Source organism: Streptomyces sp. NBC_01235, assembly GCF_035989285.1.
Lineage (GTDB): Bacteria > Actinomycetota > Actinomycetes > Streptomycetales > Streptomycetaceae > Streptomyces.
Genome location: NZ_CP108513.1, coordinates 5,389,954 through 5,407,637 on the forward strand (window position 1 = coordinate 5,389,954; position 17,684 = coordinate 5,407,637).

Consider the following 17,684-nt stretch of genomic DNA (forward strand, 5'->3'; position numbering starts at 1 on the left):
CGTCGGTGGGTCGAGGTCCCTCGTCCCCGCCATGCCCTCGGGGGGAGGGAAGGAACCCAGACGATGCCCGTACCCATACCGCGGCAGAGAGCGATCCCGGCCGTGGAGAGCGGTCAGGCGCAGGTCGCGCCCACAGTCGGCGGCCCCTCCAGGGAAGAAGCCGCTCACCATGAGGAAGCCGTTCGCAACGAGGAAGCCGTTCGCAACGAGGCGACGACACCCGAGAACGACGGCACGCTCAACTCCACGCCCGCCGACGGCGTCCACCATGGCGTGAGCACCACCGGCGTGAGCACCAGCACGCCCTCCACCGGCGCGACCTCCACCAGTGGGGCCTCCACCCTCGGGGCCTCCGCCACCGCGGGAACCGTCCACACCACCCTCACCCTGCTGATGATCGAGGACGATCCCACGGCCGCGCCGATCGTCCACGACCTGCACGACTCGGACGGCAAGCCGATCCGGGTGCGCACCGCCCGCAACCTCACCGAGGCCGAGCGGCTGCTCACCGACGACGTGCACTGCATCCTGCTGGACCTCGCGCTGCCCGCGCCCGGCAAGGCGAGCGAGGCCGACGACGAGCTCGCCGTCCTGCGGCACGTGCTCCGTCTCGCGCCCCGGCACGCCGTGCTCGCGCTCACCGCGTCCGGCGACGCCGAGCGCGGCGCCGAGGCGGTGCGTGTGGGCGCCCAGGACTACCTCTTCAAGGACGAGCTGGACGGACGGCTGCTGAGCCGCGCGATCCGGTACGCGGTGGAGCGCAAACGCTCCGACACCGCCGAGCGGCGGCTCGCCGAGGGCAAGCTGCGCGCGCAGGAGAACGCCCGCCTGGAGCGCGGCCTGCTGCCCACACCGCTCCTGGAGGGCTCCCCGCTGCGCTTCGCCGCCCGCTACCGCCCCGGCCGCTCGCGCGCGCTGCTCGGCGGCGACTTCTACGACACCGTCCGCACCCCGGACGGCACCGTGCACGCCATGATCGGTGACGTCTGCGGGCACGGCCCGGACGAGGCGGCGCTCGGCGTGGAGCTGCGCATCGCCTGGCGGGCGCTGACGCTGGCCGGTCTGTGCGGGGACGAGCTGCTCAACACGCTCCAGCAGGTGCTGGAACACGAGCGCGACGACGACGAGATCTTCGCGACGCTGTGCACGGTGGACATCGCGCCCGACGGCCGCCGCGCGGGCCTGTGCCTGGCCGGCCACCCGGCACCGCTGATCGCCCGTCCGGGCCGGCCCGCACAGCTGCTGCCGAACGACAACAACGGCCCCGCCCTCGGGCTGCTGCCGGGCGCCCGCTGGCCGCGGATGCAGGTCGAGCTGGGGGCCGAGTGGAGCCTGATGCTCTACACCGACGGCCTGATCGAGGGGCGGATCGGCGAGGGCCGGGAGCGGCTGGGCCAGGACGGCATGGTGGAGATGATCCGCCGCCAGCTCTCCGAGGGGCTGGGCGGGGAGGCGCTGCTGCGGGCCGCGGTGAACGAGGTACGGGAGCTCAACGGGGGCGAGCTGACGGACGACGTGGCCGTTCTGTTGCTGGACCGGGTTCCGTAACACCGGCGACCGGGCCGGGCTGGGCCGACTGAGCGGAGACCCGCGGTTTCAGGGTCCCGCTGCTGCCGCCGCCCCTGCGGGGCGGCTATCGGCCGCCGTTGTACGGGCCGTACGGGCCGTCGCTGCTGCTTCCGCCGCGCCTGCGGCCCCAGCCGCCGCCACCGCCCACCTGCTGGAGGGCGGGTCGTACGTCCACGAAGAAGACGATCGTGGCGACGAGCCCCGCGAGCTGCAGGAAGAGCATCGGTACCAGGAGGTTCACCGCGACCGCGATGCCGAGGATGATCAGCCAGAAGCCCTTGTTCTGCTTGTTGGCGGCCCGGTACGCGTCATCACGGAACACGGCGGCCATCACCAGTGCCACCACGGCGAGGACCAGCATGGCGAGGTAGAGCACCCACACCAGCCCCGCGAAGCCTGTCATCAGCACAACGCCCACCACCCGATTCGACGCGTCTCGTCTCGACTCGACCTGCTCGTCCCTACGCGGTCACCGTACCCGCAACCTTGCTCCCGCTACCCGTACAACGGGCCGGGCACCCCATGAGTGCCCGGCCCGTGACCGTATGTTCCTGTCCGCCGCGTCCGTCCCCGCGGCCCCGGCCGTCGCGGCCGTCGGTCTCACTTGGCCGGCGGAGTCGTCTTCTTGGCGGTGGTCTTGCGGGCGGCCGGAGCCTTCTTGGCGGCGGTCTTCTTCGCCGATGAGGGCTCGGACACGGCCGCGGCCGGAGCGGGCTTCGGCTCCTCCTTGGCCTCGGCCGGCTCGGCCGCGGGCTCGGCCTTCGGCTCGACCGCGATCGCCAGCTCCTCGATCTCCTCGGCCGCCTCGCCGCGCCAGGTCTTCACGGCCTGCTCGCCGTGCTCGGCGACCTTCTCGTACGTCTCGCGGGCCTTGACGGCGTACTCGGCGGCGACGCCGACACCGCGCAGCGCGAGGTCCTGAGCGGACTCGCCGAGCTTCTTCAGGTCGGCGTCGAGGGTGCTGCCGAGCTTCTTGATGTCCCCGTCGAGGGTGCCGATGAAGTCGGTGACCTTGGCCTGGAGGGCCTCCTGCGCCTCCTTGGCACGGGTGGTCGCCTCCTTGGCGCGGGCGCCGGCCTTCTCCTGCACGACCTTGGGGTCGGTGTTGCGGACGGCCTCGAAACGGGCCGGGGCCTCGGTGCGCAGCTGCTCCACCAGACCCGGCACCTTCTTCGCCTGCTGGAGAGCCAGGTCGGCGGTGCCTGCGGCGAAGTAGAGCGGAGTCGGGTCGCTGAAAGTCTTGCGCAGGTCGTCGGTGATGGCCATGGTAAAGGTCCTCCCGGATTCGCGTTCGTCGTGTACGTCGCGTGCGTCTTGTGCGTCGGTTGCGTCTTGTGCGTGCTGTACGTCGTTTTCGGCTGAGGGTCGTGCGGGTCCGCAGCGGGGCGGCCGGTCCCCTGGTCCGGTCAACTGGCCGTCTGCTGCGGATCGGCGTCGCTCTTCTGCTCCGAGTCGCCCGCCGCACCGTCGCCGTCCACGAACCCGTTCTCCTTGCGGAAGGACTCGTAGATCTGGAGCAGCACCTGCTTCTGCTGCTCGGTCAGTGTGGGATCGGCGAGTATGGCGGCACGTGTCTCCACCTCGTCCCGGTCCCGCTCCGCGTCGAGGATCCCGGCCCGCACGTACAGCGTCTCCGCGGAGATTCGCAGGGCCTTGGCGACCTGCTGCAACACCTCCGCGCTCGGCTTGCGCAGCCCGCGCTCGATCTGGCTCAGGTACGGATTGGACACCCCGGCGGCGTCGGCGAGCTGCCGGAGCGACAGCTGCGCGTTGCGCCGCTGCTCGCGCAGGTACTCACCGAGATTGCCGACGTTGAGCGATGCCATACCTCCACTGTGCACCAGCCCCGCTAACTATTGCAAGCACACGCTTGCAATAGTGTGTCGCGTCACGTGAGAGTTCGTGCGTGTGCGTGTGCGGTCGACACCACCCCGAGAAACGTCGAAGCCGTACCGGATTTCTGCTGTGCCCACTCCCGCGGCCCGCACAGCGCTAGCGTCGGGGCCCATGATCGTATGGCTCAACGGCACCCACGGCGCGGGCAAGACGACGACCAGTGCACTCGTGCAGAAGCTGATCCCGGATTCACGGGTGTTCGACGCCGAGAAGGTCGGCGAGACACTCATGGACATCACGCCGGGACTGCCCGGGCCCGGGACGGACAACTTCCAGCACTGGCCGCCGTGGCGGCCGCTCGTCGTCGAGACCGCCCGCCGCGTACTCGACTACACCGGCGGCACTCTGGTGATGCCCATGACCGTCCTGGTCGAGCAGTACTGGCGCGAGATCAGCACGGGCCTCGCCCAACACGCCATCCCGGTAAGGCACTTCGTCCTCCACGCCGACCAGGACACCCTCCGCGGGCGCATCGAGGGGGACACTCTTCTTGGCCCCTCCCCGTTCCGCCTCAAATACCTCGAGCCCTACGCCGAGGCGGCCCGCACATGGCTGCACGGCGAGGCCGAGGTCGTCGACACCACGCACCTCACGCCCGCCCAGGCCGCCCTGCAGATCGCAGAGGCCGTCAAGAGTCGAGGTCCGCGGAACCCGGCGTTCTACTCCTCCGGCTCCCAGGCCTGAAGCAGGTCGAAGAGACCTCGGTCGCCGTCGACCTTCAGGGAGTCCACAGGAATACGGCCGTACAGGACCATGACCAGCTCACCGGCCGTGCCCCGGACAGAGGCGGCGACCGCGTCCCGGCCCTCGCCGGCAGCGGTGGCGTGCATGGCGCCGGGCGTGGGAAGACGGGTGATCCGTGCGCCGTCCGCGGAGACCGAGAGGCGCCAGGAGCGGCCCTCGGTGGCGTGGAAGTCGACGACAGCGGGCTTGTGCGGCCAGGCACTCGTCGTTGCGCAGCAGGTGGACAGGAACTCGTCGACACCGTCGAGTGCCACCTCGTCCGGCAGCGGCTGCGGGGCACCCACGGTGATCTGGGCGTCGTAGGTGTGCACCGCGATCTCCTGGAGCTGGTGCCGAGCGACGGCACCGGACGTCTGCGGCGACTCCGACGTACCCCACCACGTCCAGCAACCGCGATCCGGGCCCGCCTCCCGCAGTGCGTCCAGTAGCTGCTGCGTCGATGCGGTCAACCAGGCCAGCAGGGCCTCGCGCTCCCGAGGCGCGGCCGGGGCGCCCTCCGATGCGGACTTGGCGGCGGCGGGCCCTGCGGCGACGGTGGCTGCCCAGGAGCGGCGCCCCTCGCCCAGGTGCTGCACCAGATCGAACAGCGTCCACTCGGGGCAGGTCGGCACCTGTGCGTCGAGGCTGGGCGCGGAGGCGACCGCGGCGCGGAAGGCGGTCGACCGTTCGTCGATCAGTCGCAGCAGGGCGGCGAACTCAAGTGTCGTTGTCACACTGACTCTCTATCACCGCGTTCCGACAGCCGGACAGCGTTTTCCACAGCCGACGCGGCGGGTGTTGTGCGCTCCGCGTGGACGGCGCCGTACCGACACCCTCGCCCGTGTGGGCCGCGCACCGGCTGGGCGCCGAACGCGCCCCTGGAGAGCTGGGGAGGGAGCCGAGGCCACCCTCTCCCACCTCTCCGGCTCTCCGGCTCTCCAGCTCTCCGGCTCTGATGATCTGGCGCCATCGCAGGTAGCGGCGGTCGCGGCGGGAGGAGTACGCCTGATAGGCGCGTGGGGGCGGAGGGCGGCCGGACGAGGTCCAAGAGACGGCCGGGGGCCGGACGGGGTCCGGGGGCGGAAGTGTGACGCCCTGGCCGTCATCCGCGTGGACCGGCGGCACCTCACGCCCTGAGCACCACTTTCCCCACCACTTCCCGCCCCTCGATCGCCGCGTGCGCCGCCGCGGCCTCCGTGAGGGGGAACTCCGCCCCGACCATCGGCCGCAGTCGGCCCGCCGCGGCCTCCTCCAGGACGTATGCCGTCAGCCGGCGCACCTCGTCCTCGCCGAACCGCACGTCCCCGATCCCCAGCAGCGTGACGTTCCGGCGCCCCGCCTCCGTCCCGTCCACCTCGGCGAAGCCGCCCGAGGGCGCGCCGTGGGCGGAGAAACGCCCTCCGTCGGCGACCAACGGGAAGGCCCTGAGTTCGAGTTCACCGCCGACGCCGTCCAGCACGACGTCGGCGGACTCGGCGGACTCGGCGCGTCCGGCGCGTCCGGCGCGTCTGGCGGGCTCGGCGAACCCGGCGGGCTCCGCGCGTTCGGCGGGTTCGGCGGGCTCGGCGCGTCCGGTGGGCTCGGCGGACTCGGCGCGTCCGGCGCGTCCGGCGGGCTCGGCGCGTTCGGCGAACCCGGCGGGCTCGGCGCGTTCGGCGGGTTCGGTGGGCTCGGCGCGTCCGGCGGGTTCGGTGGGCTCGGCGGGTTCGGTGGCGGTGGGGCTCGCCGTCGGTTCTCCCAGGTTCCCCAACGCCTCCCGCGCCCGTTCCACCCACCCCGCGTCGGACACGTCCACCACCGCATGCGCCCCCAGGTCCCGTACCAGCGCCAGTTTCTGGGCGCCCCGGGCCGCCGCCAGCACCCGGGCGCCCCGGGCGCGGGCGAGTTGGATCAGCAGGGTGCCCATGCCGCCCGAGGCGCCGAGGATCAGGACACGGTCGCCGGGGGCCACGGCGGTGCGCTCCAGGAGTCCGGCCGCCGTCACCCCGTCGTGGACCAGGGCCGCGGCCGTGCGGAGGTCCAGCTCGCCCGGGACCGGGGTCAGTGCGGTGACCGGGGCCGTGACGCGCTCGGCGTAGCTGCCGTTCACGAAGGACGTCACCCTGCGGCCCACCCACCCGGCATCCACGCCCGCGCCGACTTCGCTGACCGTTCCGGAGACGCCGCCACCGGGGACGTAGGGCGGCTCGACGGGGAAGTAGGCGCGGAACCGGCCCGCGCGGACCTGGGTCTCCACGAAGATCGTGTCGGCGTGGGCGACCTCGATCAGGACCTCGCCGGGGCCCGCGACCGGGTCCGGGAGATCCACCGTGCCCAGGACCTCCGGTCCGCCGAACGCCTTCACCTGTGCCGCTCGCATGACATACCTCCACCACGGTGTACCGCCGACTGGATGCGTGCGCATGGAGTCTTCGACCTCAACCCCGGTTGAGGTCAAGCGGCGACCGGCCGCCGTAGGCTCGCCCCATGAGTGAGACCGGGCTGCGTGAGCGCAAGAGGCAGCGGATGTACCAGGCCGTGTCGGACATCGCCGTCCGGCTCTTCATCGAGCGTGGTTTCGACGCGGTGTCCGTCGCCGAGGTGGCCGCCGCGGCCGAGATCTCCAAGCCGACCCTCTTCCGGTACTTCCCGGCCAAGGAGGATCTGGTCCTGCACCGTCTCGCCGATCACGAGCAGGAGGCGGCGCGGGTCGTCACCGCGGCGCACGCCGAGGGGGTCGCGCCGCTCCCCGCTCTGCGCCGGCACTTCCTCGACGGACTGGCCGCCGACGACCCCGTCACCGGCCTCAACGACCACCCGAACGTCCACGCCTTCTACGACCTCGTCTACGGCACCCCCTCCCTGGTCGCCCGCCTGTACGGCTACCTGGAGCGCTCGGAGGCCACCCTCGCCGAGGCCCTCACGGACGCCCTCGGGGACGACCTGCCCAGTGCCCTCGACGCCCGGCTGGCGGCCGGCCAGATCGTCGCCGTCCGGCGGATCCTCGCCGAGGAGAACTGGCGGCGGATCTCGGCGGGGGAGCGGGTGGAGGACGTCCGGGGGGACGCGGTGGCGGCGGCGGAGCGGGCGTTCGCGGCGCTGGGGGCGGGGTTGCCGCGGCTGATCTGACCCCGCCCCCTGTCAATACTCGGTAAAAGATGTAACTCGGTTACGTTATTCGCTACCCTCGCCGTATGACGGCACCCGAACTCACCCCGAAGGACTCCGCGGACCCGCAGGATCTCGCCACCGCCCTCCACCAGGAACGCGCCCACCACGACACCTGCCGCGCCGCCCTCACCGCGATGATCGAGGGCGCCGACCTCCAGGTGGTCACCGGCGAGGACGTCTCCGCCTCCGGCGCCGACGCCGAAGTCCTCGGTTACCGGCTGCGCAGCCACGCCAAGGCCCTGCACGAGCTGCCCGAGGGGCCGCTGTTCTTCGGCCGGCTGGACTTCGCGCACGGCACGGGCGGCGAGCACGAAGGGCTCGCCCACCACATCGGCCGGCTCCGCATCAGCGAGCACCCGGCCGCCCCGCCCCTCGTCGTCGACTGGCGCGCCCCCGTCTCCCGCGCCTTCTACCAGGCGAGCGCCCGCGACCCCCAGGGCGTGGCCGTCCGGCGGCGGTTCGGCTGGGCGCCGGGCAGCCGGGGCGACTCCGCCGACCTCACGGGCCTGGAGGACGAGCGCCTCGGCGGCGGTGAGCGGTCCGGCGGGAGCGAGCAGCCCGGCCGGAGCGAGCAGTCCGGCCGGAGCGAGCAGTCCGGCCGGAGCGAGCAGCCCGGCCGGGGCGGGTCCGGGGAACCGGGTGGCATCGTCGCCCGCGAGATCGAACGCCCCCGAGTCGGCCCCATGCGGGACATCGCCGCGACCATCCAGCCCGAGCAGGACGACCTCGTACGAGGTGAACTCGCCGAGTCGGTGTGCGTGCAGGGCGCTCCCGGCACCGGCAAGACCGCCGTGGGCCTGCACCGGGCCGCCTACCTCCTCTACACCCACCCGCGCCGCATCCAGCGCGGCGGCCTGCTGATCCTCGGCCCCAACCGCGCCTTTCTCACCTACATCGCGGAGGTCCTGCCCTCCCTCGGCGAGACCGGCGTACGGCAGTCGACCCTCCACGACGAGATCGCCCGCCACCCGGTGACCGGAACGGACCCCGACCGGACCGCCGCCGTCAAACACGACGACCGGATGGCGGAGGCGCTGCGCCGCGCGGTGTACGGGCGGGTGACGGCCGACCGCGCCGAGGACCTCTCCCTCCCGGACGGCTCCTACCGCTGGCGGATCTCGGGCGGCGAACTGACGGCGATCGTGGCCGGGGTGCTCGCCGAGGAGCCGCCGTACGAGACCGGGCGCGAGCGGGTGCGCAGCCGGATCGTCCGCCGGATCCAGGAGCGGGCCGAACGCCGGAGCGGGCCGCGCCCGGGCTCCTGGACCCGCCGGATCGAACGGGCGCGGGCGGTGAGCGCGTGCGTGGACGCCGTCTGGCCGAAGGCGCGTCCGGAGGAGGTGCTGGCTCAACTCCTCATGGACCCACAGGAGTTGGCGCGGTCCGCGGACGGCCTGCTCGACCTCGACGAGCGAGAGGCCCTGCTCTGGCCGCGCCCGCCCCGCTCGCCCGGGTCGGCGCGCTGGTCGGCCGCCGACCTCGTCCTCCTCGACGAGATCGCCGGCCTCCTCGACCATCCCCGGGGATACGGTCATGTCGTCGTCGACGAGGCCCAGGACCTCTCCCCGATGGAGTGCCGGGCCGTCGCCCGCCGGGTCCCTTTCGGCTCGCTCACCGTCCTCGGCGACCTGGCCCAGGGCACCACCCCCTGGGCGGCGACCTCCTGGCAGGTGCAGCTCACCCACCTGGGCAAGCCGGATGCGACGATCGTCCCCCTGACCATGGGCTTCCGGGTCCCGGCAGCCGTCCTCACCCTCGCGAGCCGCCTCCTCGACCGCCTCGACGCCGACGTGCCCCGCGCACACTCCCTGCGCCGGGACGGCGAGCTGCGCGTCCGGCGGGCGGACGGCGGGCGCGGCCTGCACGCCGCGGTCGTCGCCGCCGTACGCGACGCACTCGCCGACGAGGGCTCGGTCGGTGTCATCGCCGCGGACGCGCAGGTCGACGGCGTCCGCGAAGCCCTCACCGAGGCCGGCATCCCGAGTTCCGGCCCGGACGATCCGGCCGCCCGGGTGACGACAGTCCCCGCGACCCTCGTCAAGGGCCTGGAGTACGACCACGTCGTCGCCGTCGAACCGGCGGCCATCGCGGAGTCGGAGCAACGCGGCCTGAACCGCCTCTACGTGGTGCTCACGCGCGCGGTGTCCCGCCTGGAGGTGGTGCACGGACGGGAGTTGCCGTGGGAAACGGCTGCTTGAGCGGGTCGTCCACGGGCGACTCGGGTCATCCTGGACGTTGATGCTGCTCTTCCTCGACGTCGACGGAACGCTGATCCCGTTCGGGGGCACTGGCCCCTACCCGGAGTACGGAGAACCGTCGCCCGCGCACCCGCTCCTGTCCCGCCTCGACCCCGCCCTCGGCCCCCGACTGCTCGCGCTGGGCTGCGAGGTGGTGTGGGCGACGACCTGGCTGGACGACGCGAACACCGTCCTCGCGCCGTGGCTCGGCCTGCCCGCGCTCCCGGTGGTGCGGTGGCCGCAGGACGAGGAAGGGGAAGAGGGGCTGTCGGGGCGCGGTGTGCACTGGAAGACACAGCCCCTTGTCGCCCTGGCCGCGGGGCGCCCGTTCGTCTGGCTCGACGACGAGATCACCGACGCCGACCGCGCCTGGGTGGCCGCCCACCACCCCGGCACCGCCCTCCTGCACCGCGTCCACCCCGCCCACGGCCTCACCGACGCGGACTTCGCGGTGGTGGAGGAGTGGATCGCAGGGAGGTGACTTCCTCCCCCTCGTGAACGAGGGGGATTCCTACGGCTCGCGCCGTGGGGTCTTCTGCTTCGTCGCCGACTGCCCGCCCGGAGAACTCCGTTGAGGTCTTGCACCGGCTCCGCGGACTGTCACCGCCGGCCCGGCGGCCAGAAGGTTCTTCGCCGCGTTCACGTCCCGGCCATGGGTCGTGCCGCAGCCGGGCGGACCCTAGCCCTTCGAGTCCGGCTTCCATTCCTGGACGAGGAGTCCGAGCAGCACCTCGTCGAGGAACTCGCCCATCACCCAGGCCGAGGAGCGCAGCACGCCCTCGCGGACGAAGCCGTTGCGCTCGGCGGAGCGCAGCATCGCGGCGTTGTCCGACAGCGTCTCGATCTGCAGCCGCTGCAAGCCGCGCACGACGAAACCGTAGTGGCACAGCACCGCGACCACGTCGGTGCCGTAGCCCTTGCCGCGGGAGGACGGCAGCAGTCCAAGGCCGATGTGCGCGGACCGGTGGTGGTTGTCGATGCCCCACAGCGTCGCGGTGCCGACCAGCGTGCCGCCCTCCAGCTCCACCACGGAGAACGGGACGTGCCCCTGCTCCTTGTCGTCCACCACGAGCCGCGGGTCCTTCGAGCCGGGCGTGATCGGCCGCCACGGCCCGCCTTCGGCCCGCGAGGAGTTGACCACGTCGTCGTAGAGCTCGGCCCGCAGGATCGGGATGTCGTCCTCGTGCCGGGCCCTGAGCCCGACCTTGCTGCCCCTCAACATGCAGACTTCTTATCCGACCGGGTTCGCCGACGGCAAACCGATAAGGCAACCGCATGGGCACCTCCCGAGCCCCCAGGGCCCGGAGGCACTCGCCGGGCCCCAGAAGATCCGCCGGAGCGGCCCCAAGGGGTCCTTGCACTATGAGTGCCCGATGAGGTCGCGTGGTCGCGTGCCGTGCATCGCAGGGCGCCGGAGAGCCCTTGGCGGGGGAGGAGCTACCAGGGCTTTTCGGCAACTCGGCGAGGTGCGGTGCCAGGCCGCGCGACCTGGGCGGGCATGGTGCAAGGAGCCCTAGGCCAAGGCGCGGGCGAGGTAGGGGTTCGCTGTGGCCGGTACCGGGAGGCCGAGGGAGGCGGTGGCGGCAGCGAGGGTGTTGGCGTAGGAGTCGACGGCCCGGCGGACGTTGGGGGCGTCCAGGCTCGCCCCGGTCGCCAGGCGGTCGAGGTCGATGTACGCGGAGCGGATGGTCTCGAGCCGGCGGTAGACGTTCCAGTCCTGCTGCCAGTCCCTCGTGTACTTCCTCGACAGCTTCTTCTCCCACCGTCGGAACATGCGGTTCCGGATCTCCGGGCGGGTCGGCGTCAGGTGCATGTGCCGGACCAGGTCGTAGAGCGGGTCGCCGACCAGGGCCATCTCCCAGTCGATGATGGTCAGGGCCAGGGCGTCGTTGCGGCGCACCAGGTTCCACGGGTTGAGGTCGCCGTGCAGCAGGGCCGGCGACCGGCGGCTCACCCGGTACCGGGACAGGATCTCCCGCAGCCGCCGCTCGTCGGGCAGCCCCAGCGTGCGGGCCAGTTGCAGCGACTCCTTCGGCAGGACCCGGACGACACCGACCAGCTGTTCCTTCAGCCACTCGCAGAAGTCGACGTCCCCGGCCTGCGGATCGATCAACCCATGATTCACCCGCGTCAGTTCGCACAACTGGTCGACGAGTGCGTCCGCCTCGTGCGGCAGCAGCCCGTTCACCGGGTGGACGGGCGGCTGGTCGATGCGGGTGCCGACATACGTGTGGATGCTGAAGGCGTCCTCCAGGAAGCTCACGCCCAGCGCCAGGACCTCGGGCGCCGCCACCCGCACACGGGACACCTGGATCGCCCGCAGAACGGCGTGCTCGCTCAGATAACTCGGCTCGAGCCGTGAGACGTTGGGCAGTTTGCGCCGCACCACCACGGGGGTGGGAATGCCCAGCACCCGGACCACCGAGTTGAGATGCGCGGTGCCCTTGAACACCCGGTGCGCCGGGGCGGCGCCCTCCGCCAACAGGGCGTCCCGCACGGCGGACGCCGGAAAGTGGGGATTCTCGGGAAGACGCGGGTCCGGCTTGCAGGCGAAGGCCTCCGCGAACCAGTGCCAGCCGCTGCTGCCTCTGTCGCTGCGCGACGCCAGCCACCGGAACAGCGCCCGCTCGATCTCGTCCTTCGCCGGAACGTTCCGCAGCCGCAACGGCTCCTCCGCCGCGACCAGCGCCCTGCGCACCTCCACCGTCGCCTCGTCCAGACTCTTGCCGGTGAACGACTCCTGCAGGGACCGGGCGGCCCGCATGACGTCGGGGTAGACGGACTGCGCCCGCTCGAAGTCGACGTAGTGGCGGAGGTCCTTGGCCAGGCCCTTGACCGCGCTGGGCCGGAACTCCCGCATGGCCCCCTCCCAGGTCTGGATCACCTCGTCCCACTGGTGGGCCGGGTACTGCATGCGCACCAGGTGGGTGGCGAGGTCGTGCAGAGGGTCGCCGTAGCTCGCCAGCTCCCAGTCGACGCAGACGAGCGGCGGGACCCCGTCGTACGACACGATCAGGTTGTCCCTGTGCAGGTCCGCGTGGAGCAGGCTGTAGGGCCGCCGGGTCATCGCGGGCACCCGCTCGGCCAGCCGGAGCAGCGCGTCGTCGGAGATGCCCAGCGCCTTGAACAGACCCCCGAACTCACGCCAGTTGGGCTTGCGGATCTGCTCGTCGGCGAGATGGGCCAGGGTCTTCAGGAAGGCCTGGCTGTCGCTGTGGTTGGCGGGCCAGGAACTCGGCAGGTCCGGCAGCGCCGCCCGGCGCACCTGGGTCATCTGCGCCAGCAGCCCGGCCAGCGCCTTCATCAGCAGGGTGTCGACGGGTTTACCGTTTCCGCAGATGGTGGAGAGCGGCACGCCTTCCACATGGCTGTGGATGGCGTAGTCCGGCGTCTTGAACAGGCACTCGGGCGCGTGCGGCAGGGCACCGTGGAACGCGTCGAGGATCGCCGCCTCGTCCTGCCAGGTCCTGATCACCACGGGCAGCGCGTCGGAGCGGCGGATGCGCACGATCACCGAGGTGCCGGCCTCCCGGCCCACCAGCCGGGCCACGTCCTCCGTCAGCGGCAGCACATAGTTGCGATTGTGATGGCCGCTGGATTCCTGCATCGATTCGGCGGCCCTGACGAAGGCGCGGAGCACTCTGTGCACGTCCTCGGCGGCTCGTTCCCCGAGATGACGAGGGGGAACAAGGTGGTCGACCACTGGCCGCTCCGGATACTCGCGCTGGGCTGGTTAGGGCAAACGGTAAAGGCGCCGCACGACCGGAGCGATGATCAAGTGAGCCAATGGGTGGTGTGCCACTCATCCACGTCAGGCCGTTCGAGACTGGCTGGTTCGCCGTCTCATACGTATGGACGGGAGCGATTGCTCGCGCGATTGAGGAATGCTAGCGCAGCCGCACCGGCTATTCGGCGAGAAGGTTCCACACGGAGTCGAACCACGCCTGCCAGGTGTCGACGAAGACGGTTCCCGACGAGTTCGGGTCCGCGTCCTTCACGTGATGGGTGAGCGTGGCACCGAGGCCGAGCACGTCGAGGGCGGTGATCTCCTCGCCGGACTCCAGCTCGATCTGCCGCTGGATCACCTCGTACGGCCCGAGCAGCGCCTCCGCGCTGTTGAAAAGGTAGAGCTTGAAGGCGGGCGTCAGCGGCGCGTGCCGGATCTGGACGTCGACGGACGCCACGTGTTTCTCGGTCTTCAGGGCCTTCAGCACCCCGCGCAGCGATTCCGTGTGCCGGTTGGTGATGTCGTGCAGGCGATCCCGCAGACGCGGATCGTCCTTGTCGTCCCGGACCCTCGGATAGGGCACGTGCAGATCCTCGGAGGGCAGGATCATCCGCAGGCCGATGCGCTGCGGCGCGATGGAGCCCCCGAGGATCCGCTCGGCCTGCAGCCGGATGTGCGCGTCCAGGGACTCGGACGTCAGCGTGTACGCGTCCAGGGTGACCTCGGGCTGCTCGAAGGCCTCACTGAGCAGCGGCCCCAGCGTCGTCCCGTGCCGCTGCCGGGTCGCCCTGGGCGTGGACGACTGGATCCGCTGCGTCTTGACCACCCGGGACCCGCTGCCCTGCCGGGACTCGATCCAGCCCTCGTTGACCAGCTCCCGCAGCACACGCTGAACCGTGTCCCGGGAGACCCCGAACTCCTCGGCCAGATCGCGCTGGGACGGCAGGAAGGCGTGCAGCGGATACGTGCCGTCCGTCATCCGGGCACGCAGTTCGTCGGCGACCCTGTGGAACTCCCGGCCGCCGCCGTCACCACTCTGCTGAGCGTCCACACAGCGACCGTACCGCCATCCGTCCAATGGCAAACCAATGCCGGTCAAGTCCCGGACAACACGGTCCGATTAAGGATCAATCAGTCCGGGGAAACCCAGTTCAAGTCAACCAGTCCAATTGGACCGGGACTTGCAAGCTTCACTGAGAATGGCAGGGAGGTGGAAGGTCGTGCTCCTGTTATCGGCACTCTGGGAACTCCTCGCGTTCTTCGCGGGGTTGACGGTGCAGGCCAAGCTGGGGGCGGTGGGCATGATGCTGCTGTTCACCGTGGCCGTGGGCGTACGGGCCCGGCACGACGTGCTCGCCGTCGGGGCAGCCGTCGTACTGGTGGCCCTGCTGCTCAAAGCTGTCTGACCGAATTCAGCACCAGCTCCAGCGAGTTCACGACCCGCGTCGCGCCCGCGCCCCTGAGCACCTTCTCCTTGCGCTCGTTACGCGCGTAGCCCAGGAACGGAACACCCGCTTCCCGGGCGGCCAGGAAGTCCGAGGGGGTGTCGCCGATCATCAGGGCGGTGCCGGGCGCCGAGCCCATGGCGCGCAGGGCGCGGTTCAGGCAGTGCGGGTGGGGCTTGAGATGGCGCAGCTGCTGCGTGCGGCCGTAGACGTGGGGGGCGAAGCAGGAGGTGAGGCCGCGGGAGTCGAGGTAGGTGTCGACCACGCGGGGCGAGTTGTTCGTGGTGATCGCCAGGCGCCGGCCATGGGCTGTCAGCGTGCGTATCAGGGGGTCGGCGTAGGCCGTGGGCATCGCCGTGGAGGTGGCCCTCAGTTCCTCCTGGGTGAGACGTTCCTCCAGCTCCGTGACCAGGTCGCTGCCCTGGTGCCGGCGGTCCACGGCGCGCAGCACGACGTGCGGGTCCAGCGACTCCCGCTCGGACTCCGTCAGCAGGCCGTGCAGGCCCCGCCCTTCGAGCCACTTCACCAGTCCCTCCGCCACCCCTTCCGCCGAGTGACCGGCGAAGAGGCGGCAGATCGGCCCGTCGAAGTCCCACAGGACGACCCGCGCCCGCCTGATCACTTCCCGCAGATCCGCCGCCTCGGCCTCGGTGGCGGGGGGCACCTGTTGAGTCTGCTGCGTATCAGAAGTCACTAGGAGAGTGTCAGGTCCGTCGTGATGGTTTCCCAGAGGGCGTCGAACCACTTCTGGGATTCCTCCACGAACGCGGCGTCGCGCTGACCGGCCGCCTTCTCGAAGGAGAAGAGGAGGGACTCGGTGCCCAGCACGTCGTACATGTCGAGGGTTCCGGTCTCGGTGGCCTCCTCCCGGCGCGCGATCGTGTAGTACGCGATCAGCGCCTCCTGGCCGTTGAGGAGGTACAGCTTCATCGGCGGGGTGAACGGCAGCGCGCGGAAGGTGATGCTGACCTCGATGCCGTGCGAGCGCAGGGTCTGGAGGTTGTGGCGCAGCACCTGTCCCTGGGCGTTGCGCATCGACAGCCAGCGCTGGTGCACGGGGTCGTCCTCGCCGCGGCCGTCGACCGGGACCGGGAAGGCGAGGGTGATGTTCCGGGACGGCAGCAGGATGCGGACGTCGATCCTCCGGGGGCGGGCCTCGCCTCCATGGACCAGGCGCAGGGGCTCGCTCAGGGCCAGGAGCAGGCTCTCGGCGGTGAGACAGGCCGCGTCGACGCGGACGTGCGGTGCGGAGAAGGCCGCGGTCAGCCGGGGGGCCAGGCTGACCATCGTGGGCTGGGGCTCGTCACGGCCCGGGGCCGGCGGCTGCGCGATCCGGGGCGGGCTGCCCTTGCTCACGTTGGTGAGGAGACCGTCGTCCTGCAGTACCCGCAGGGCCTGGCGTACGGCGCCGCGCTCCACCCCGAACTCGTCGGCGAGCTCGGCCTGGGTGGGCAGGCGGTCACCGGCCTTGAGATCCCCTTCGCGGATGCGTTCGCGCAGGACATCGGCGATCTGCTGGGGCGAAAGCCTTCTGCTGCCGTTCACTGCCACGTTCTCCTGGGTCACGACCAAACGCTACAACTTCCATCCATCTGACGGGAGTTGTTTGAAAGTTGTTTAACAGTTGCCACCAAGTGGGGACAACATAGTTGCAGTTGGTTGCCAACTTGAGCAAGTTGGCGGAAGGTTTGCCTCCCCATCCCACCCTCCGAAGGGGGGAACCACCATGCCTGTGCTCGTCCTCCTCTGCGCCGCCTTCGTCGTCGGCGTCGAGCAGACCATCCAGTGGAAGTACGGCACCGTCGGCGCCGTCGGTCTGCTCCTGCTCAGCGTCGGCATCAAGGCCAAGAGCCCCCTGATCAGCTCCGTCGGCGCCGTGATCCTCGCCCTCCTCGCCACCGGGCCCGCCGTCAGCTCGTGAGCACCAGCTCCGAACTGATCGTCTCCCACAGCGCGTTGAACCACAGGCGCGACTGCTGCACGAACGTCGTGTCACGCGGCCCGGCGCCCAGTTCAAAGGCGAACAGCACCGACCGCGTGCCCTCGGCGTCGTACATCTCCAGGTGCTCCTGGTCGATCGTCTGCTCGCCCCGCTTGACCGTGTAGTAGGCGAACAGCGCTTCCGTCCCGTTGAGGAGATACAGCTTGACGGGCGGGGTGAAGGGCAGCGCGCGGAAGGTGACGTGCACATTGATGCCGTGCGTGGAGCGCAGGGTGAGCAGGTTGTGCCGCAGCACCTGGCCCTGGGCGTTGCGATGGGCCAGCCAGCGGCGTTGCAGCCGCCCGGTGGCCGAGGTGTCCACCGGCGCCGGGAAGGCGAGGTCGATGTCCCGGGACGGCAGCAGGACACGGACGTCGATCTTGGCCGGTTTCAGTTGCCCCGCGTGGATCTGACGCAGGGGTTCGCCGAGCGCGGCGGTCAGCGAGACCGCCGTCAGGCACAGGGCGTCGACCTCGACATGCTCGGCCGCGAAGGCCTCGGTGATGCGGGGCGGAAGCCCGACCATCGCGGGCTGCGGCGCCGCCCCGGGCCCCGCCGGGGGGATCACCGGGGGGCCGGCCGCGCCCGGCCGCGCGGCGACCGTCGCCGGGCTTCCCTTCGAGACGTTGGTGAGGAGCTGTTCCGACTGCAGAATGCGAAGCGCCTGGCGTACGGCACCCCGCTCGACGCCGAACTCGTCCGCCAGCTTGGCCTGCGTGGGCATGCGCTGGCCCGGCCGCAGCACCCCGGTTCTGATCCGGGTGCGCAGCTCGTCGGCCACCTCGCGGTGTGACCGCTGCGGCCGCTCCGCCCCCCTCCGCGCAGTGACGGAGGCATTTTCCGGCTCCACGTCCGCACAGTACAACTTCCCGCCATCTTTGGGCAGTTCAAAGAGAGATGGTTATAGGACGCTTCCAAACGGACATAAGTACAGTGAAGTTGGCAGCCAACTTCAA

General features: G+C 71.1%; 18 protein-coding genes and 1 pseudogene. 7 read left to right on the top strand and 12 right to left on the bottom strand.

Annotation, left to right across the window (positions count from 1 at the left end; all coding sequences use genetic code 11):
• Nucleotides 1-63: 63 nt before the first annotated feature.
• Nucleotides 64-1,548: a PP2C family protein-serine/threonine phosphatase gene (locus OG289_RS23840; protein ID WP_327316076.1), complete on the top strand. Its 1,485-nt coding sequence runs from the start codon at nt 64-66 to the stop codon at nt 1,546-1,548.
• An 85-nt stretch (nt 1,549-1,633) separates the two neighbouring features.
• Here the strand turns inward: OG289_RS23840 and OG289_RS23845 are convergent, their stop codons facing one another.
• The 3 genes from OG289_RS23845 to OG289_RS23855 form a co-directional block, all read right to left on the bottom strand.
• Nucleotides 1,634-1,972: a DUF2516 family protein gene (locus OG289_RS23845; protein ID WP_442818945.1), complete on the bottom strand. Its 339-nt coding sequence runs from the start codon at nt 1,970-1,972 to the stop codon at nt 1,634-1,636.
• Between the two features lie 197 nt (nt 1,973-2,169).
• The gene (locus OG289_RS23850; RefSeq protein ID WP_327316077.1) at nt 2,170-2,835 is read right to left on the bottom strand and encodes a hypothetical protein; all 666 of its coding nucleotides are present in this window, start codon (nt 2,833-2,835) and stop codon (nt 2,170-2,172) included.
• A gap of 140 nt (nt 2,836-2,975) precedes the next feature.
• On the bottom strand, nt 2,976-3,395 hold the full coding sequence (locus OG289_RS23855; protein ID WP_327316078.1) for a helix-turn-helix domain-containing protein: 420 nt from the start codon (nt 3,393-3,395) through the stop codon (nt 2,976-2,978).
• A 181-nt stretch (nt 3,396-3,576) separates the two neighbouring features.
• On the opposite strand from OG289_RS23855, the gene OG289_RS23860 reads away from it, so the two are divergent.
• Nucleotides 3,577-4,149, top strand: coding sequence for an ATP-binding protein (locus OG289_RS23860; protein ID WP_327316079.1), 573 nt, complete (start codon nt 3,577-3,579; stop codon nt 4,147-4,149).
• Here the strand turns inward: OG289_RS23860 and OG289_RS23865 are convergent.
• Both OG289_RS23865 and OG289_RS23870 read right to left on the bottom strand, forming a co-directional pair.
• Complete coding sequence (locus tag OG289_RS23865; RefSeq protein ID WP_327316080.1) at nt 4,125-4,922, bottom strand: maleylpyruvate isomerase family mycothiol-dependent enzyme; 798 nt, start codon at nt 4,920-4,922, stop codon at nt 4,125-4,127. The genes OG289_RS23860 and OG289_RS23865 overlap by 25 nt on opposite strands.
• Nucleotides 4,923-5,314: 392 nt before the next feature.
• Nucleotides 5,315-6,547, bottom strand: coding sequence for a zinc-binding dehydrogenase (locus tag OG289_RS23870; RefSeq protein WP_327316081.1), 1,233 nt, complete (start codon nt 6,545-6,547; stop codon nt 5,315-5,317).
• 107 nt (nt 6,548-6,654) lie between these two features.
• Between OG289_RS23870 and OG289_RS23875 the strand changes: the two genes are divergently transcribed.
• The 3 genes from OG289_RS23875 to OG289_RS23885 all read left to right on the top strand — a co-directional run bounded on the left by OG289_RS23875 (nt 6,655) and on the right by OG289_RS23885 (nt 10,056).
• Nucleotides 6,655-7,296, top strand: coding sequence for a TetR/AcrR family transcriptional regulator (locus OG289_RS23875; protein WP_327316082.1), 642 nt, complete (start codon nt 6,655-6,657; stop codon nt 7,294-7,296).
• A gap of 65 nt (nt 7,297-7,361) precedes the next feature.
• Nucleotides 7,362-9,536, top strand: a complete 2,175-nt coding sequence (locus tag OG289_RS23880; protein ID WP_327316083.1) for a HelD family protein — start codon at nt 7,362-7,364, stop codon at nt 9,534-9,536.
• A 40-nt stretch (nt 9,537-9,576) separates the two neighbouring features.
• Entirely contained in the window at nt 9,577-10,056 is a 480-nt protein-coding gene (locus tag OG289_RS23885) for an HAD domain-containing protein (protein ID WP_327316084.1), read from the top strand.
• 30 nt (nt 10,057-10,086) lie between these two features.
• Here the strand turns inward: OG289_RS23885 and OG289_RS23890 are convergent.
• The 4 genes and pseudogenes from OG289_RS23890 to OG289_RS23905 all read right to left on the bottom strand — a co-directional run.
• Nucleotides 10,087-10,242: pseudogene (locus OG289_RS23890) on the bottom strand (RNA-guided endonuclease TnpB family protein); the annotation flags it as partial.
• Between the two features lie 12 nt (nt 10,243-10,254).
• The gene (locus tag OG289_RS23895; protein WP_327316085.1) at nt 10,255-10,797 is read right to left on the bottom strand and encodes a GNAT family N-acetyltransferase; all 543 of its coding nucleotides are present in this window, start codon (nt 10,795-10,797) and stop codon (nt 10,255-10,257) included.
• A gap of 291 nt (nt 10,798-11,088) precedes the next feature.
• A complete protein-coding gene (locus OG289_RS23900; RefSeq protein WP_327320782.1) occupies nt 11,089-13,182 on the bottom strand; it encodes an aminoglycoside phosphotransferase family protein in 2,094 nt (697 codons plus the stop codon).
• Between the two features lie 298 nt (nt 13,183-13,480).
• The gene (locus OG289_RS23905; protein WP_327316086.1) at nt 13,481-14,353 is read right to left on the bottom strand and encodes a winged helix-turn-helix domain-containing protein; all 873 of its coding nucleotides are present in this window, start codon (nt 14,351-14,353) and stop codon (nt 13,481-13,483) included.
• 169 nt (nt 14,354-14,522) lie between these two features.
• Here OG289_RS23905 and OG289_RS23910 point away from each other — a divergent pair, with 169 nt between their 5' ends.
• Entirely contained in the window at nt 14,523-14,708 is a 186-nt protein-coding gene (locus OG289_RS23910; RefSeq protein ID WP_327316087.1) for a hypothetical protein, read from the top strand.
• Here OG289_RS23910 and OG289_RS23915 read toward each other — a convergent pair.
• Together OG289_RS23915 and OG289_RS23920 are read right to left on the bottom strand one after the other, a co-directional pair.
• Entirely contained in the window at nt 14,695-15,441 is a 747-nt protein-coding gene (locus tag OG289_RS23915) for an HAD family hydrolase (RefSeq protein ID WP_442818946.1), read from the bottom strand. The two genes, OG289_RS23910 and OG289_RS23915, sit on opposite strands and share 14 nt — an antisense overlap.
• A complete protein-coding gene (locus OG289_RS23920; protein ID WP_327316089.1) occupies nt 15,441-16,319 on the bottom strand; it encodes a GntR family transcriptional regulator in 879 nt (292 codons plus the stop codon). Before OG289_RS23920 ends, OG289_RS23915 begins: the two co-directional genes overlap by 1 nt.
• Nucleotides 16,320-16,473: 154 nt before the next feature.
• On the opposite strand from OG289_RS23920, the gene OG289_RS23925 reads away from it, so the two are divergent.
• Nucleotides 16,474-16,668 (top strand): hypothetical protein, encoded by a 195-nt coding sequence (locus OG289_RS23925; protein WP_327316090.1) that lies wholly within the window; start codon nt 16,474-16,476, stop codon nt 16,666-16,668.
• On the opposite strand, the gene OG289_RS23930 is transcribed toward OG289_RS23925, so the two are convergent.
• On the bottom strand, nt 16,658-17,578 hold the full coding sequence (locus OG289_RS23930) for a GntR family transcriptional regulator (protein WP_327316091.1): 921 nt from the start codon (nt 17,576-17,578) through the stop codon (nt 16,658-16,660). The genes OG289_RS23925 and OG289_RS23930 overlap by 11 nt on opposite strands.
• Nucleotides 17,579-17,684 lie beyond the last annotated feature (106 nt).

Bases quoted from the DNA above. Each gene is read 5' to 3' on its own strand.
- OG289_RS23860 (WP_327316079.1), top strand. From the start codon at position 3,577: ATGATCGTATGGCTCAACGGCACCCACGGCGCGGGCAAGACGACGACC.
- OG289_RS23895 (WP_327316085.1), bottom strand. From the start codon at position 10,797: ATGTTGAGGGGCAGCAAGGTCGGGCTCAGGGCCCGGCACGAGGACGAC.
- OG289_RS23885 (WP_327316084.1), top strand. From the start codon at position 9,577: ATGCTGCTCTTCCTCGACGTCGACGGAACGCTGATCCCGTTCGGGGGC.
- OG289_RS23880 (WP_327316083.1), top strand. From the start codon at position 7,362: ATGACGGCACCCGAACTCACCCCGAAGGACTCCGCGGACCCGCAGGAT.
- OG289_RS23840 (WP_327316076.1), top strand. From the start codon at position 64: ATGCCCGTACCCATACCGCGGCAGAGAGCGATCCCGGCCGTGGAGAGC.
- OG289_RS23900 (WP_327320782.1), bottom strand. From the start codon at position 13,182: ATGCAGGAATCCAGCGGCCATCACAATCGCAACTATGTGCTGCCGCTG.
- OG289_RS23850 (WP_327316077.1), bottom strand. From the start codon at position 2,835: ATGGCCATCACCGACGACCTGCGCAAGACTTTCAGCGACCCGACTCCG.
- OG289_RS23925 (WP_327316090.1), top strand. From the start codon at position 16,474: ATGCCTGTGCTCGTCCTCCTCTGCGCCGCCTTCGTCGTCGGCGTCGAG.
- OG289_RS23870 (WP_327316081.1), bottom strand. From the start codon at position 6,547: ATGCGAGCGGCACAGGTGAAGGCGTTCGGCGGACCGGAGGTCCTGGGC.
- OG289_RS23875 (WP_327316082.1), top strand. From the start codon at position 6,655: ATGAGTGAGACCGGGCTGCGTGAGCGCAAGAGGCAGCGGATGTACCAG.
- OG289_RS23855 (WP_327316078.1), bottom strand. From the start codon at position 3,395: ATGGCATCGCTCAACGTCGGCAATCTCGGTGAGTACCTGCGCGAGCAG.
- OG289_RS23845 (WP_442818945.1), bottom strand. From the start codon at position 1,972: ATGACAGGCTTCGCGGGGCTGGTGTGGGTGCTCTACCTCGCCATGCTG.